This is a genomic window from Stutzerimonas frequens, assembly GCF_024448335.1.
Classification (GTDB): Bacteria; Pseudomonadota; Gammaproteobacteria; order Pseudomonadales; family Pseudomonadaceae; genus Stutzerimonas; species Stutzerimonas frequens.
Map to the genome: position 1 here is coordinate 1 of NZ_JAMOHM010000016.1, position 13,789 is coordinate 13,789.

Annotated in this window: 11 protein-coding genes; 7 read left to right on the forward strand and 4 right to left on the reverse strand. The window is 60.6% G+C overall.

Annotated elements, in window-relative coordinates; all coding sequences use genetic code 11:
* Positions 1 to 215: 215 nt before the first annotated feature.
* From gyrB to dnaA, 4 genes are read right to left on the reverse strand one after another with little or no spacing between them, the layout of a single operon-like run.
* Positions 216 to 2,630, reverse strand: coding sequence for a DNA topoisomerase (ATP-hydrolyzing) subunit B (gene gyrB, locus NAO55_RS18080; protein ID WP_102839114.1), 2,415 nt, complete (start codon positions 2,628 to 2,630; stop codon positions 216 to 218).
* Positions 2,627 to 3,739 (reverse strand): DNA replication/repair protein RecF, encoded by a 1,113-nt coding sequence (gene recF / locus NAO55_RS18085; protein ID WP_102839113.1) that lies wholly within the window; start codon positions 3,737 to 3,739, stop codon positions 2,627 to 2,629. The genes gyrB and recF overlap by 4 nt, the downstream gene beginning before the upstream one ends.
* A gap of 9 nt (positions 3,740 to 3,748) precedes the next feature.
* Positions 3,749 to 4,852 (reverse strand): DNA polymerase III subunit beta, encoded by a 1,104-nt coding sequence (dnaN, locus tag NAO55_RS18090; RefSeq protein ID WP_063540258.1) that lies wholly within the window; start codon positions 4,850 to 4,852, stop codon positions 3,749 to 3,751.
* 33 nt (positions 4,853 to 4,885) lie between these two features.
* Complete coding sequence (dnaA, locus tag NAO55_RS18095; RefSeq protein WP_102839112.1) at positions 4,886 to 6,346, reverse strand: chromosomal replication initiator protein DnaA; 1,461 nt, start codon at positions 6,344 to 6,346, stop codon at positions 4,886 to 4,888.
* A 506-nt stretch (positions 6,347 to 6,852) separates the two neighbouring features.
* Here dnaA and rpmH point away from each other — a divergent pair.
* The 7 genes from rpmH (at position 6,853) to rsmG (ending at position 13,789) form a co-directional block, all read left to right on the forward strand.
* A complete protein-coding gene (gene rpmH / locus NAO55_RS18100) occupies positions 6,853 to 6,987 on the forward strand; it encodes a 50S ribosomal protein L34 (RefSeq protein ID WP_003290924.1) in 135 nt (44 codons plus the stop codon).
* Between the two features lie 14 nt (positions 6,988 to 7,001).
* Positions 7,002 to 7,397, forward strand: a complete 396-nt coding sequence (gene rnpA, locus NAO55_RS18105) for a ribonuclease P protein component (RefSeq protein WP_063540256.1) — start codon at positions 7,002 to 7,004, stop codon at positions 7,395 to 7,397.
* Positions 7,390 to 7,635, forward strand: coding sequence for a membrane protein insertion efficiency factor YidD (gene yidD / locus NAO55_RS18110; protein ID WP_102839111.1), 246 nt, complete (start codon positions 7,390 to 7,392; stop codon positions 7,633 to 7,635). Before rnpA ends, yidD begins: the two co-directional genes overlap by 8 nt.
* 2 nt (positions 7,636 to 7,637) lie before the next feature.
* The gene (gene yidC / locus NAO55_RS18115; RefSeq protein WP_102839110.1) at positions 7,638 to 9,308 is read left to right on the forward strand and encodes a membrane protein insertase YidC; all 1,671 of its coding nucleotides are present in this window, start codon (positions 7,638 to 7,640) and stop codon (positions 9,306 to 9,308) included.
* A 72-nt stretch (positions 9,309 to 9,380) separates the two neighbouring features.
* A complete protein-coding gene (gene mnmE, locus NAO55_RS18120; RefSeq protein WP_102839109.1) occupies positions 9,381 to 10,748 on the forward strand; it encodes a tRNA uridine-5-carboxymethylaminomethyl(34) synthesis GTPase MnmE in 1,368 nt (455 codons plus the stop codon).
* Positions 10,749 to 11,249: 501 nt separating this feature from the next.
* Positions 11,250 to 13,142: a tRNA uridine-5-carboxymethylaminomethyl(34) synthesis enzyme MnmG gene (gene mnmG, locus NAO55_RS18125; RefSeq protein ID WP_102839108.1), complete on the forward strand. Its 1,893-nt coding sequence runs from the start codon at positions 11,250 to 11,252 to the stop codon at positions 13,140 to 13,142.
* The gene (rsmG, locus tag NAO55_RS18130) at positions 13,142 to 13,789 is read left to right on the forward strand and encodes a 16S rRNA (guanine(527)-N(7))-methyltransferase RsmG (protein WP_102839107.1); all 648 of its coding nucleotides are present in this window, start codon (positions 13,142 to 13,144) and stop codon (positions 13,787 to 13,789) included. Before mnmG ends, rsmG begins: the two co-directional genes overlap by 1 nt.

Genomic DNA, 13,789 nt, shown 5'->3' on the forward strand with positions numbered 1-13,789 from the left:
AATCCAACATTGGCGACTTACCCCGTCAAAGTGTATTGGCCCTTAGGGCTCTTAAGATGAATGACTCGAATGAGACAAACTCTACTCCGCAGTAGGGATATTCCGAAATTGATTAAAACATTGGCGTCGATTCGATCTGTCTATTTTTAAAATGAAAACCCCGGCCGGGGCCGGGGCTTTCTTTGCACCACTTTGACTCTACAAGTGCCGCCGCATCAGAAGTCCAGATTGGAGACTGCCAAGGCGTTGGACTCGATGAACTCCCGGCGCGGTTCCACTGCATCGCCCATCAGCGTGTTGAAGATCTGGTCGGCCGCGATAGCGTCCTCGATCGTCACCTTGAGCATGCGCCGCACGTTCGGGTCCATGGTGGTTTCCCACAGTTGGTCCGGGTTCATCTCGCCGAGACCCTTGTAGCGCTGAACGCTGTGTCGACGGGTACCCTCGTTCATCAGCCAGTCCAGCGCTTCCTTGAAGCTGGCGACCGGCTTCTTGCGCTCGCCACGCTGCACGTAGGCACCTTCTTCCAGCAGACTGTTGAGCTTCTCGCCCAGCGCGGTCACCGTGCGGTAATCGTTGCTGCCGAAGAAATCACGGTTGAAGGTGATGTAGCTGGCCAGGCCGTGGGAGCTGATCTCCACCTCCGGGAGCCACAGGTGGCGTTCCTTGTCCTCGCGCAGGCTGAGGTTGTAGACCAGCCCCGAGCGCTCGCCACCCTTGAGCCGCGCGCTGTACTGCTCGAGCCAGGACTGCATCGCGGAGTGGTCAGCCAGCTGCTCGAGCGTAACCCGAGGCAGATAGATGAAGTGCTCGGTCAGCTCCAGCGGGTACAGCCGCGACAGGCGCTGCAGGGTCTTCATTACCGTACGGTAGTCGTTGACCAGCCTTTCCAGCGCTTCGCCGGCCAGGCCTGGCGCATCATCGTTGACGTGCAGGCTGGCATCTTCCAGGGCCGATTGAGTGAGGTACTCCTCCATCGCCTCGTCGTCCTTGATGTACTGCTCCTGCTTGCCGCGCTTGACCTTGTACAGAGGCGGCTGCGCGATATACACGTAGCCACGCTCGATCAGCTCGGGCAACTGGCGGAAGAAGAAGGTCAAGAGCAGGGTGCGGATGTGCGAACCGTCAACGTCAGCATCGGTCATGATGATGATGTTGTGGTAGCGCAGCTTGTCGATGTTGTATTCCTCGCGGCCGATGCCGCAACCCAGCGCGGTGATCAGCGTGCCGACTTCCTGGGACGAGAGCATCTTGTCGAAGCGTGCCTTCTCGACGTTGAGGATCTTGCCCTTGAGCGGGAGGATCGCCTGGGTCTTGCGGTTGCGGCCCTGCTTCGCCGAGCCACCCGCGGAGTCACCCTCCACGATGTACAGTTCGGACAGCGCAGGATCCTTCTCCTGACAGTCGGCAAGCTTGCCCGGCAGGCCGGCGATATCCAGCGCACCCTTGCGGCGGGTCATTTCCCGCGCCTTGCGCGCCGCCTCACGGGCACGCGCGGCGTCGATCATCTTGCCAACCACAGCCTTGGCTTCGTTGGGATGTTCCAGCAGGAAGTCGGCGAAGTACTTGCCCATTTCCTGTTCCACCGCCGTCTTCACCTCAGAAGAAACCAGCTTGTCCTTGGTTTGCGAGCTGAACTTCGGATCCGGCACCTTGACCGAGATGATTGCGGTCAGGCCTTCACGCGCATCGTCACCGGTGGTGGAGATCTTGTGCTTCTTCGCCAGACCTTCCTGCTCGATGTAGTTGTTCAGGTTGCGCGTCAGCGCGGAACGGAAGCCGGCCAGGTGGGTACCGCCGTCACGCTGGGGAATGTTGTTGGTAAAGCAGAGGATGTTCTCGTTGAAGCTGTCGTTCCACTGCAGCGCGACTTCGACGCCGACGCCATCGTCACGCTGGACGTTGAAGTGGAAGACCTGGTTCACCGCGGTCTTGTTGGTGTTCAGGTAGGCGACGAAGGCGCTGAGGCCGCCCTCGTACTTGAAGAGTTCTTCCTTGGCCGTGCGCTCGTCGCGCAGGACGATACCCACGCCGGAGTTGAGGAAAGACAGCTCGCGCAGACGCTTGGCCAGAATGTCCCAGCTGAAATGGATGTTCTGGAAGGTCTCGGCGGAGGGCTTGAAATGGATCTGCGTGCCCGACGTATCGGTTTCGCCCACCGCCGCGAGCGGAGCTTGCGGGACGCCATGGCGATAGAGCTGTTCCCACACCTTGCCTTCGCGGCGGATGGTCAGCAGTAGCTCCTCGGACAATGCGTTCACCACCGAGACACCCACGCCGTGCAGACCACCGGATACCTTGTAGGAGTTGTCATCGAACTTACCGCCAGCGTGCAGCACGGTCATGATGACCTCGGCTGCCGATACACCTTCTTCGTGAATATCCACCGGAATGCCGCGCCCGTTATCGCGCACGGTAATGGATTCGTCGGTATGGATGGTGATGGAAATATCGCTGCAGTAGCCGGCCAGCGCTTCATCGATCGAGTTATCGACGACCTCGAAGACCATGTGGTGCAGGCCGGTGCCGTCATCGGTGTCGCCGATATACATGCCAGGGCGCTTACGCACGGCATCAAGACCTTTCAGCACCTTGATGCTCGAAGAGTCGTACGTGTGGTTCTCACTCATGCCTTCACTCCCGAGGGGCCGTGGAGTTGGGTTATTTGCCCATGTTCCACGTGAAACATTGAGACTGGTGTCTGTTCACCCCAGCCTTCTTGCAAAACGGTTGAATCGACGCAGGTAATAAACACCTGACAGTTCAGCTGCTCGAGCAACCTGCACAACGCCAATCGGTGCTGCGCATCCAGCTCCGAGGGCAGGTCGTCGACCAGATAAATGCATTGCCCGCGCTTGGCCTCGCTGACGAGATGACCTTGGGCAATGCGCAATGCACACACCACCAGCTTCTGTTGCCCACGCGACAACACTTCAGCCGCGTTATGAGTACCCACCTTGAGTCGTAGATCCGCACGCTGTGGGCCGGACTGCGTATGGCCCATCGCACGATCGCGCTCCAGTGACGAAGCAAGCACATCGACCAATGGGCGACCCTTGTCCCAACCGCGGTAATAGCTCAGCGTCAGGCCATCCAGGTTCAGCAGCGCCTTGAGCGTCTTCTCGAAGACCGGTTTAAGCGCTTGGATGTAAGCCCGGCGATAACCATCGATCTCGTCGCTGGCCAGGCTCAGTTCCCGGCTCCACGCGGCGTCCGAAGCGCCGTCCAGTGTACCATGCCGGAGCCATGAGTTCCGTTGCCGCAGGGCCTGCTGCAGGCGCTGCCAGGCACTCATGAAACGATGTTCCACGTGGAACACACCCCAGTCTAGGAACTGCCTGCGCAGCTTGGGGGCCCCCTCCAGCAAGCGAAAACTGTCCGGGTTGATCAGCTGCAGCGGCAGGGTGTCAGCCAGCTCGGCGGCAGAGCGAACGCTCTGCCCATCGATACGAATCCTGACTTCGCCGCTGCGATCTCTGGAAACCCCCAGGGCTCGACTGTGCTGGTCCGGAAGCTCGACCTGGCCGAACACCGTGCAGGCCGGCTGCTCATAGGTGATCACCGGATTCAGTCGAATACTGCGAAAGGAACGTGCGAGCCCGAGCAGGTGGATGGCTTCCAGCAGGCTCGTCTTGCCGCTGCCGTTGTCGCCGAAGAGGATGTTGATGCGCGGGGAAGGGGTCAGCGTCACCGGGTGCAGATTGCGAACCCCGGTGACGGAGAGACGGCTGAGGGACATTAAGCGGGGTTACAGACGCATCGGCATCACGACGTAAGCGGAATCGTCGTTGTCGAACTCCTGCACCAGAGCGCTGCTGTTGGCGTCGGAGAGAATCAGACGCACCTGCTCGGTGGTCATCACGCCCAGGACATCGAGCAGGTAGCTGACGTTGAAACCGATCTCCAGCGATCCTCCGTTGTAATCGACTGCAACTTCCTCTTCGGCTTCCTCCTGCTCCGGGTTGTTGGCCTGGATCTTCAACAGGCCGCTTTCTAACTGCAGGCGAATGCCGCGGTACTTCTCGTTGGAGAGGATCGCCGTGCGGCTGAACGCCTCGCGCAGCAGCTGGCGATCACCGACCACCAGCTTGTCACCGCCCCGCGGCAGCACACGCTCGTAGTCCGGGAATTTTCCGTCCACCAGCTTGGAGGTGAAGGTGAACTCGCCAGTAGTCGCGCGAATGTGATGCTGACCCAGTACGATGCTGACTTCGGCATCCTGATCGTTGAGCAGGCGCGCCAGTTCCAGGATGCCCTTGCGCGGGACGATCACCTGATGGCGATCCGGCTGTTCGATGCCGGCCTGCATCGAGCACATGGCCAGGCGATGGCCATCGGTGGCCACGGCACGCAGCATGCCGCTGGACACTTCGATCAGCATGCCGTTGAGGTAATAGCGCACATCCTGCTGGGCCATGGCGAACGCGCTGCGCTCGATGAGCTTGCGCAGCTTGCCCTGCTCGACGGTAAACGACAGTGAGCCAGGACCTTCTTCCACTGTGGGGAAATCGTTGGCCGGCAGGGTCGACAGCGTGAAGCGGCTGCGCCCCGACTTGATGACGACCTTCTGGTCATCCAGGCGAATACTGATCAGCGCATCGCTCGGCAGGCTCTTGCAGATATCCATCAGCTTGCGTGCCGGCACGGTGATCTCGCCAGGCTCGGCGGCATCTTCGAGCGCGACGCGCCCCACCAGTTCAACCTCGAGATCGGTACCGGTCAGCGACAACTGCTGCCCCTGTACGACAAGAAGAACGTTGGACAGCACCGGCAAGGTCTGACGGCGTTCTACGACGCCAGCAACCAGCTGCAGGGGTTTCAACAGGGCTTCGCGCTGAATGGAAAAATGCATGGTCTGGTCCCTTGCCTATAGATTAGGTCGCACTCACGTTGTCAAAGTTCGCAGCAGATTTTTGTAATCTTCGCGTATATCCGCGTCTGTTTCCCGCAATTCGGCGATCTTACGACAGGCATGCAGAACCGTGGTGTGATCTCGACCGCCGAACGCATCGCCGATCTCCGGCAGGCTGTGATTGGTCAATTCCTTGGACAAAGCCATAGCCACTTGCCGCGGACGCGCGACCGAACGAGAACGCCGCTTGGACAGCAGATCGGAAATCTTGATCTTGTAGTACTCGGCCACGGTGCGCTGGATATTGTCGACGCTGACCAGTTTATCCTGCAACGCCAGAAGGTCCTTCAGCGATTCGCGTATCAGCTCGATGGTGATGTCGCGGCCCATGAAGTGGGCATGGGCGATCACCCGCTTCAGCGCACCCTCGAGCTCGCGGACGTTGGAGCGAATGCGCTGGGCGATGAAGAAGGCCGCATCGTGGGGCAGGTCCACCTTGGCCTGATCCGCCTTCTTCATCAGGATCGCCACACGGGTCTCCAGTTCAGGTGGCTCGACCGCTACGGTCAAACCCCAACCGAAACGCGACTTAAGACGCTCTTCCAGCCCATCTATCTCCTTCGGATAGCGGTCGCTGGTGAGAATGACCTGCTGGCCGCCTTCAAGCAGCGCATTGAAGGTATGGAAGAATTCTTCCTGGGAACGCTCTTTCTTGGCGAAGAACTGGATGTCATCGATCAGCAGCGCATCCACTGAACGGTAGAAGCGCTTGAACTCGTTGATCGCGTTGAGCTGCAGGGCCTTGACCATGTCGGCCACGAAACGCTCCGAGTGCAGGTACACCACTTTGGCGTTCGGATTCTTCTTCAGCAGATGGTTGCCCACCGCATGCATCAGGTGGGTCTTGCCCAGGCCCACCCCCCCATAAAGGAAGAGCGGGTTGTAACCGTGCTTGGGGTTGTCCGCCACCTGCCAGGCCGCAGCCCGCGCCAGCTGGTTGGATTTGCCTTCGACGAAATTCTCGAAAGTGAAGGTGCGATTCAGATAGCTGGTGTGCTTTAGACCACCTTCGACCTGGACGGTACGCTCGGTACGCGGCGGCTCCGGCTCTGGGGGGTCGGCAACCACCGGCTCGAACCGGGCCGCTTGCGGTTGCGCCACCGCTGCGGGCGTGACCGGCGTGGTTGTTGCTGGTTGCGGCTGGGCGCGCGCAGCTGCGGCCGCGGAGGGCAGGGCTGCGGACGAGGTGCGCTTGCTACCTATAAGAAGGGAGAGTGCCGGCGCCAGCCCGGTCGACCGTTCGGAAAGCAGCTCCAGCAGTCGCGACAGGTACTTTTCATTGACCCAGTCGAGCACGAAGCGATTGGGGGCATAGACGCGCAGTTCATCGCCGTCGCCCTCCACCTGCAGGGGACGAATCCATGTGTTGAATTGCTGAGCAGGCAGTTCATCGCGCAAAAGCTCAACACACTGCTGCCAAAGTTCCACCGACACGGAAGCTCCTATCGACTCTGTCGAGGTAAGACGGCGGCCATTGTAGCTGTGCACCGGTTGGTTATCCACAAGAACCCGACCCGTGCCACTGCGATTCCGGCTTAGCAGACAGAACGAAAAGCCACCCTGCAAGCCTGTTGATAACTCCACCTAAGAGCGGTGTTCAACCCTGTGGGAAAGCGATGGGCTATGTCCTCTGTGGATAAATCCGGACTTCATCCCCAGGCTGCACAGAGGCTCCCCACCCCCGCCGCACCGCTTTTCCACCTGCTTTTCAATCGCTGCAGCCCTTGCTGCGTATGGCCTGCAGAAAGGTATCCACAGATCGTGGTGGGTACATACATAAGCATTACATCTTAAGAGCTTATATTTCTTTTCTTTCTTATCTATTTTCTGGCTCGGCGGAACTGGTTGGAAATTGACCTGGCTGGACAGCTTCTCTACAATCGCCGGTCTCTTAAAAGGGGGCCATTCCGGCCCGCAATGGATCACCAGGTAACCGCACCATGAAACGCACTTTCCAACCCAGCACCATCAAGCGCGCTCGTACCCATGGCTTCCGTGCCCGCATGGCCACCAAGAACGGTCGTCAAGTTCTGTCCCGCCGTCGCGCCAAAGGCCGTAAGCGTCTGACCGTCTGATATCGGAACAGGTAGTGAGTCGGGGCTTCGGCCGGGAAAAGCGTCTGCTGACTCCCCGCCAATTCAAGGCAGTCTTCGACTCCCCTTCCGGTAAGGTGCCTGGCAGGAACGTCCTGCTGCTGGCACGCGAGAACGATCTGCAATACCCCCGCCTCGGGTTGGTGATCGGCAAGAAAAGCGTCAAGCTTTCGGTGGAACGTAACCGCATAAAGCGGCAGATACGGGAAACCTTTCGCCACCACCAACTGGAATTGGCGGGCTGGGACATCGTGATCATCGCTCGCAAGGGATTGGCTGATCTGGACAATCCCGAACTGGCGAAGCAGTTCGCCAAGCTCTGGAAGCGACTGTCACGCAACCCAGCCAAGGCCGCCGTCGAACCTGGAGCCGCCAACAGCACCCATGCGTAAATTGGCCATTGCTTCGATCAAGGTCTACCAGTACGCCATCAGTCCGATGATGGCCAGTCACTGTCGTTTCTATCCAAGCTGCTCCTGCTATGCACTAGAGGCCATCGAAACCCATGGTCTGTTGCGTGGCGGCTGGCTGAGCCTGCGCAGGTTGGGGCGTTGCCACCCGTGGAACCCTGGTGGCTACGATCCTGTGCCTCCTCACAACACTTCCAATTCATCTCCGATGGCCAAGTAACCATGGATATCAAACGCTCGATACTGCTCGTAGCTCTGGCAGTCGTTGCCTACCTGATGGTTCTTCAGTGGAACCAGGATTACGGTCAGGCAGCTTTGCCGACCGAAACCGCGCAAAGCCAGCCAGCCGCGCCGGCACTGCCGGACAGCCCGAGTGCGACGACCGAAGGCAATGCTGATGACGTCCCGGCCGTGGCCGGTCAGCAGCAGGCCAGCGCCCTGCCAGCCAGCGCACCGAGTAGTCAACTGATCCGGGTGCGCACTGACGTATTGGATCTGGCCATCGATCCGCGTGGCGGGGACATCGTCGAGCTGCATCTGCCGCAGTATCCTCGCCGTCAGGATCGGCCCGATGTGCCGTTCCAGCTGTTCGAGCGCAGCAGCGAGCGCACCTATGAAGCGCAGAGCGGCCTGATTGGCGATGGTCCGGACAAGGCCAGCGGCCGTCCGCAGTACAGCAGTGAGAAAACCGAGTATCGACTGGCCGAAGGGCAGGATGAGCTGGTTGTCGACCTGAACTACAACGCCGATGGGGTCAACTACACCAAGCGCTTCACTCTGGAGCGAGGCAACTACGCGCTGAAGGTCAACTACCTGATCGACAACCAGAGTGAAAAGCCCTGGACCGGCTATCTGTTCGGCCAACTCAAGCGCGACAACAGCGGCGACCCATCCTCGAGCACCGCCACCGGCACCGCCACTTATCTGGGTGCCGCGCTGTGGACCAAGGACGAGCCCTATCGCAAGGTCTCCATGGGCGACATGGATGAAAGCAACCTGCGTGAAAGCGTGCAGGGCGGCTGGATCGCCTGGCTGCAGCACTACTTCGTCACCGCCTGGATCCCGCAGGCGGACAACACCAACCAGGTGCAGACCCGCAAGGACAGCCAGGGCAACTACATCATCGGTTTCACCGGCCCGGCGGTCACGGTGCCGGCCGGTGCTCAGGGTGAGACCGGCGCCACGCTGTATGCCGGCCCGAAGAGCCAGGACAAACTGGAAGAGCTCTCGCCGGGTCTGCGTCTGACGGTCGACTACGGCATTCTCTGGTTCATCGCCCAGCCGATCTTCTGGCTGCTGGAGAACATCCACGCGCTGCTCGGCAACTGGGGCTGGTCGATCATTGTGCTGACCATCGTCATCAAGCTCGCCTTCTTCCCGCTCTCTGCCGCTAGTTACCGGTCGATGGCCCGCATGCGCGCGGTCTCGCCGAAGATGCAGGCGCTGAAGGAACAGCATGGCGACGATCGCCAGAAGATGTCCCAGGCGATGATGGAGCTGTACAAGAAGGAAAAGATCAATCCGCTGGGTGGCTGCCTGCCGATCCTGGTGCAGATGCCGGTGTTCCTGGCGCTGTACTGGGTCCTGCTGGAAAGCGTCGAGATGCGCCAAGCGCCCTGGATGTTCTGGATCACCGACCTGTCGATCAAGGATCCGTTCTTCATCCTGCCGATCATCATGGGCGTGACCATGTTCATTCAGCAGCAGCTCAACCCGACGCCGCCGGACCCCATGCAGGCTCGGGTGATGAAGCTGTTGCCGATCATCTTCACCTTCTTCTTCCTCTGGTTCCCTGCCGGTCTCGTGCTGTACTGGGTCGTCAACAACGTCCTGTCCATCGCTCAGCAGTGGTACATTACCCGCAAGATCGAGGCCGCGGCGAAGCCCGCCTGACGCCTCAGATGCTCATGCACAACGCCCCTTGATTGGGGCGTTCTGCTATCTGCGATCCAGAAAGGAGGCCGCATGAATCCAGTTCGCGACACCATAGCTGCCGTCGCTACCGCCCCGGGGCGCGGAGGGGTCGGTATCGTCCGGGTCTCAGGGCCACGGGCCAAGGCCATCGCCATTACCCTGACCGGTCGTGAGCCAACACCACGGCATGCGCACTACGGTGGATTTCACGCAGACGATGGCGAGGTGATCGACGAGGGCTTGCTGCTGTTCTTTCCAGGCCCGCATTCGTTCACCGGTGAGGACGTACTCGAACTACAGGGGCATGGTGGCCCGGTTGTTCTGGACATGCTCCTGCAGCGCTGCGTCGAACTCGGCGTGCGTCTGGCTCGACCAGGCGAGTTCAGTGAGCGCGCCTTTCTCAACGACAAGCTGGATCTGGCCCAGGCCGAGGCGATCGCCGATCTCATCGAAGCGAGCTCGGCACAGGCGGCGCGCAACGCGGTGCGTTCGCTGCAGGGCGAATTCTCTCGCCGCGTGCACCAACTGACCGAGAAGTTGATTCAGCTACGCATCTACGTAGAAGCAGCGATCGATTTTCCTGAAGAAGAGATCGACTTTCTGGCCGATGGGCATGTCCTGGCGCAGCTGAACGCCGTGATAGCAGAGTTATCCACAGTGCTGCGGGAGGCCGGCCAGGGTGCCTTGCTGCGGGACGGGATGACGGTAGTGATCGCGGGACGCCCGAACGCCGGTAAATCCAGCCTGCTCAATGCACTGGCGGGCCGCGAGGCTGCGATTGTGACCGATATTGCCGGGACCACCCGCGACGTGCTGCGCGAACACATCCTCATCGATGGCATGCCGTTGCATGTCGTCGACACGGCCGGTCTGCGCGACACCGACGATCAGGTCGAGCGCATCGGCGTGCAACGTGCGCTCAACGCCATCGGCGAAGCGGACAGAGTGCTGCTGATGGTCGATGCCAGTGCACCTGAAGCGCTGGACCCCATGGCCCTCTGGCCGGAGTTTCTCGAGTTCAGCCCGGCACCGAACCGGGTGACGCTGATCCGAAACAAAGCCGATCTGAGCGGTGAGCCGATCGCGATTCGCTTTGACGACAGCGGACAGGCAACCCTGAGCCTGTGCGCCCGATCAGGTGAAGGGATCGAGCTGCTCCGCGAACACCTCAAGCAGTGCATAGGTTACGAGCAGACTTCTGAAAGCAGCTTCAGCGCTCGGCGCCGCCATCTGGACGCACTGCGTCTGGCCGACCAGTATCTGCAGCATGGACATGCCCAACTGACACTGGCCGGCGCGGGCGAGCTGCTGGCCGAGGATCTGCGCCTGGCACAACAGGCGCTCGGCGAGATTACCGGAGCGTTCAGCTCGGACGACCTGCTCGGGCGAATCTTCTCCAGCTTCTGCATCGGCAAATGACTCAGAACGGGCGTTGATCGCGCCCGCTTCACTTCCTCTCCCTTCACCCACAACGCGCAACGTCGCGCTGAAGAAACCCAGCGCAGGCATTCGGCTGCCCGTTGTACCGTCAATAAGCCCTGTGGAAAAGCCCGCCTGAAGGCAGTAGAAAAGTCATCTTAAAAGCGGGTGTCAAATCCATATGTGCATAACCAGAGCTTTAATCCACAGGATGCGCGCCGCGTTCACACGGCTAACACCCAGCCGAAGCACAGCCTTATCCTTTTCTGGAGAACTAGAGCGACGCGGGCTTCAGAGGCTTATCCACAGGACGGTACTCCACCATACATAAACATAAAAATAAGCTTCTTATCTATTTCTTCTCTATTTCTATGTTTACCCACTGACATACCTCCGTCGAATGGTTGGTCATTTTTTGCTCAGAGCCCTTCTTTAGCTCCGGCTAAATCCCTATACTTCGCGGTTTCCCAAACTCCCATCTAGACAGGCACGAGGTGCGTGGTGGACTTCCCTTCCCGTTTTGACGTGATCGTTATCGGCGGCGGCCATGCCGGCACCGAAGCTGCGCTGGCAGCGGCACGCATGGGCGTGAAGACCCTGCTGCTCAGCCACAACGTGGAAACCCTCGGCCAGATGAGCTGCAACCCTGCCATCGGTGGCATCGGCAAGAGTCATCTGGTCAAGGAAATCGACGCTCTGGGCGGCGCCATGGCGACCGCGACCGACAAGGGCGGCATCCAGTTTCGTGTGCTCAACAGCCGCAAGGGACCTGCCGTGCGTGCCACCCGTGCACAAGCTGACCGGGTGCTTTACAAGGCTGCAGTTCGCAAAGCCTTGGAAAACCAGCCCAACCTGTGGATATTTCAGCAAGCGGCCGACGACCTGATCGTCGAGCAGAACGAGGTCCGTGGCGTCGTCACGCAGATGGGGCTGCGTTTCCTCGCCACGTCAGTGGTGCTGACCACCGGAACCTTTCTTGGCGGACTTATCCACATAGGTCTGCAGAATTATTCAGGCGGACGTGCAGGCGATCCGCCTTCGATCGCCTTGGCCAAGCGCCTGCGCGAACTGCCGCTGCGCGTCGGTCGGCTGAAGACCGGCACGCCGCCACGCATCGACGGCCGTTCGGTGGACTTTTCGCAGATGACCGAGCAACCTGGCGACACGCCGCTGCCGGTGATGTCCTTTCTCGGCAGCCGGGAGCAGCATCCGCCGCAGGTCAGCTGCTGGATCACCCACACCAACGCGCGTACTCACGAGATCATCGCCGCCAACCTCGATCGCTCGCCGATGTATTCCGGCGTGATCGAAGGCGTGGGACCGCGCTACTGCCCTTCGATCGAAGACAAGATTCATCGTTTTGCCGACAAGGACAGCCATCAGGTCTTCCTCGAGCCGGAAGGCCTGACGACTCACGAGCTTTATCCCAACGGCATCTCCACCTCGCTGCCGTTCGACGTGCAGCTGCAGATCGTGCAGAGCATTCGTGGCATGGAAAATGCGCACATCGTGCGGCCGGGCTACGCCATCGAATACGACTATTTCGATCCACGTGATCTCAAGTACAGCCTGGAGACCAAGGTCATTGGCGGGCTGTTCTTCGCCGGCCAGATCAATGGCACCACCGGTTACGAAGAAGCCGGTGCTCAGGGCCTGCTCGCCGGCGCAAATGCGGCGCTGCGTGCTCAGGGCAAGGACAGCTGGTGTCCGCGACGCGATGAGGCCTATCTCGGCGTGCTGGTCGATGACCTGATCACCCTCGGCACGCAGGAGCCGTATCGCATGTTCACCTCGCGCGCCGAGTACCGGCTGATTCTGCGCGAGGACAATGCCGACCTGCGCCTGACCGAGAAGGGCCGCGAGCTCGGGCTGGTGGACGACGCCCGCTGGGCGGCGTTCTGCGCCAAGCGCGAGGGCATCGAGCGCGAGGAACAGCGCCTGAAGAACAGCTGGGTGCGCCCCGGCACGCCGCAAGGCGATGCCATCGCCGAACGCTTCGGCAGCCCGCTGGCCCGCGAGTACAACCTGCTCAATCTGCTTGCGCGTCCCGAAATCGATTATCAGAGCCTGATCGAACTGACCGGGCCGGGCGAACCGGATCCGCAGGTCGCCGAGCAGGTTGAGATCAAGACCAAGTACGCCGGTTACATTGAGCGGCAGCAGGACGAGATCGAGAAGCTGCGGGCCAGCGAGAGTGTCGCGCTGCCGGCAGATCTGGATTACGCGACCATCCCGGGGCTGTCCAAGGAAATCCAGCACAAGCTCGGCCAGGCTCGCCCCGAGACGCTTGGCCAGGCCTCACGTATTCCCGGGGTCACTCCCGCTGCGGTGTCTCTGCTGATGATCCACCTGAAGAAGCGCAGCGCCGGTCAGCAGCTGGAGCAGAGCGCCTGATGAATCTGGTCAGCGAATCCCACGCCGAAGAACTTGTCCGCGGCGCCAGACAGCTCGGCATCCCGCTGGACGACCGCCAGCAACAACTGCTGCTGGCCTACCTGGCGCTGCTGATCAAGTGGAACAAGGCCTACAACCTGACCGCCGTACGCGACCCGGACGAGATGGTGTCGCGGCACCTGCTCGACAGCCTCAGCGTGGTGTCCTTCGTCGCCGAAGGTGGGCGCAACTGGCTGGATGTCGGCAGCGGTGGCGGCATGCCTGGCGTGCCGCTAGCGATCATGTTCCCCGAGCTGGCCTTCACCCTGCTGGACTCGAACGGCAAGAAGACGCGCTTTCTCACCCAAGTGAAGCTGGAGCTGAAACTGGCCAATCTCGAGGTGGTGCACAGCCGTGTCGAGCAGTTCCAGCCAGCCATCGCTTTCGACGGCATCACCTCGCGTGCCTTCAGCTCGCTGGAGGACTTTGCCAGCTGGACACGCCATCTGGGCGATACCGAAACGCGCTGGCTGGCGATGAAAGGCGTGCAGCCGGACGACGAGCTGCAGCGCCTGCCTGCGGACTTCCGCCTCGATGCCTGTCACGTACTCAAGGTTCCCGGTTGCCAAGGCCAGCGCCATCTGCTGATACTGCGCCGCACTTCATGA

What these genes read in the sequence shown, in the direction of transcription:
- dnaN (WP_063540258.1), bottom strand. Translation starts at nt 4,852, where the DNA reads ATGCATTTTTCCATTCAGCGCGAAGCCCTGTTGAAACCCCTGCAGCTG.
- yidC (WP_102839110.1), top strand. Translation starts at nt 7,638, where the DNA reads ATGGATATCAAACGCTCGATACTGCTCGTAGCTCTGGCAGTCGTTGCC.
- yidD (WP_102839111.1), top strand. Translation starts at nt 7,390, where the DNA reads ATGCGTAAATTGGCCATTGCTTCGATCAAGGTCTACCAGTACGCCATC.
- gyrB (WP_102839114.1), bottom strand. Translation starts at nt 2,630, where the DNA reads ATGAGTGAGAACCACACGTACGACTCTTCGAGCATCAAGGTGCTGAAA.
- recF (WP_102839113.1), bottom strand. Translation starts at nt 3,739, where the DNA reads ATGTCCCTCAGCCGTCTCTCCGTCACCGGGGTTCGCAATCTGCACCCG.
- mnmE (WP_102839109.1), top strand. Translation starts at nt 9,381, where the DNA reads ATGAATCCAGTTCGCGACACCATAGCTGCCGTCGCTACCGCCCCGGGG.
- rpmH (WP_003290924.1), top strand. Translation starts at nt 6,853, where the DNA reads ATGAAACGCACTTTCCAACCCAGCACCATCAAGCGCGCTCGTACCCAT.
- rsmG (WP_102839107.1), top strand. Translation starts at nt 13,142, where the DNA reads ATGAATCTGGTCAGCGAATCCCACGCCGAAGAACTTGTCCGCGGCGCC.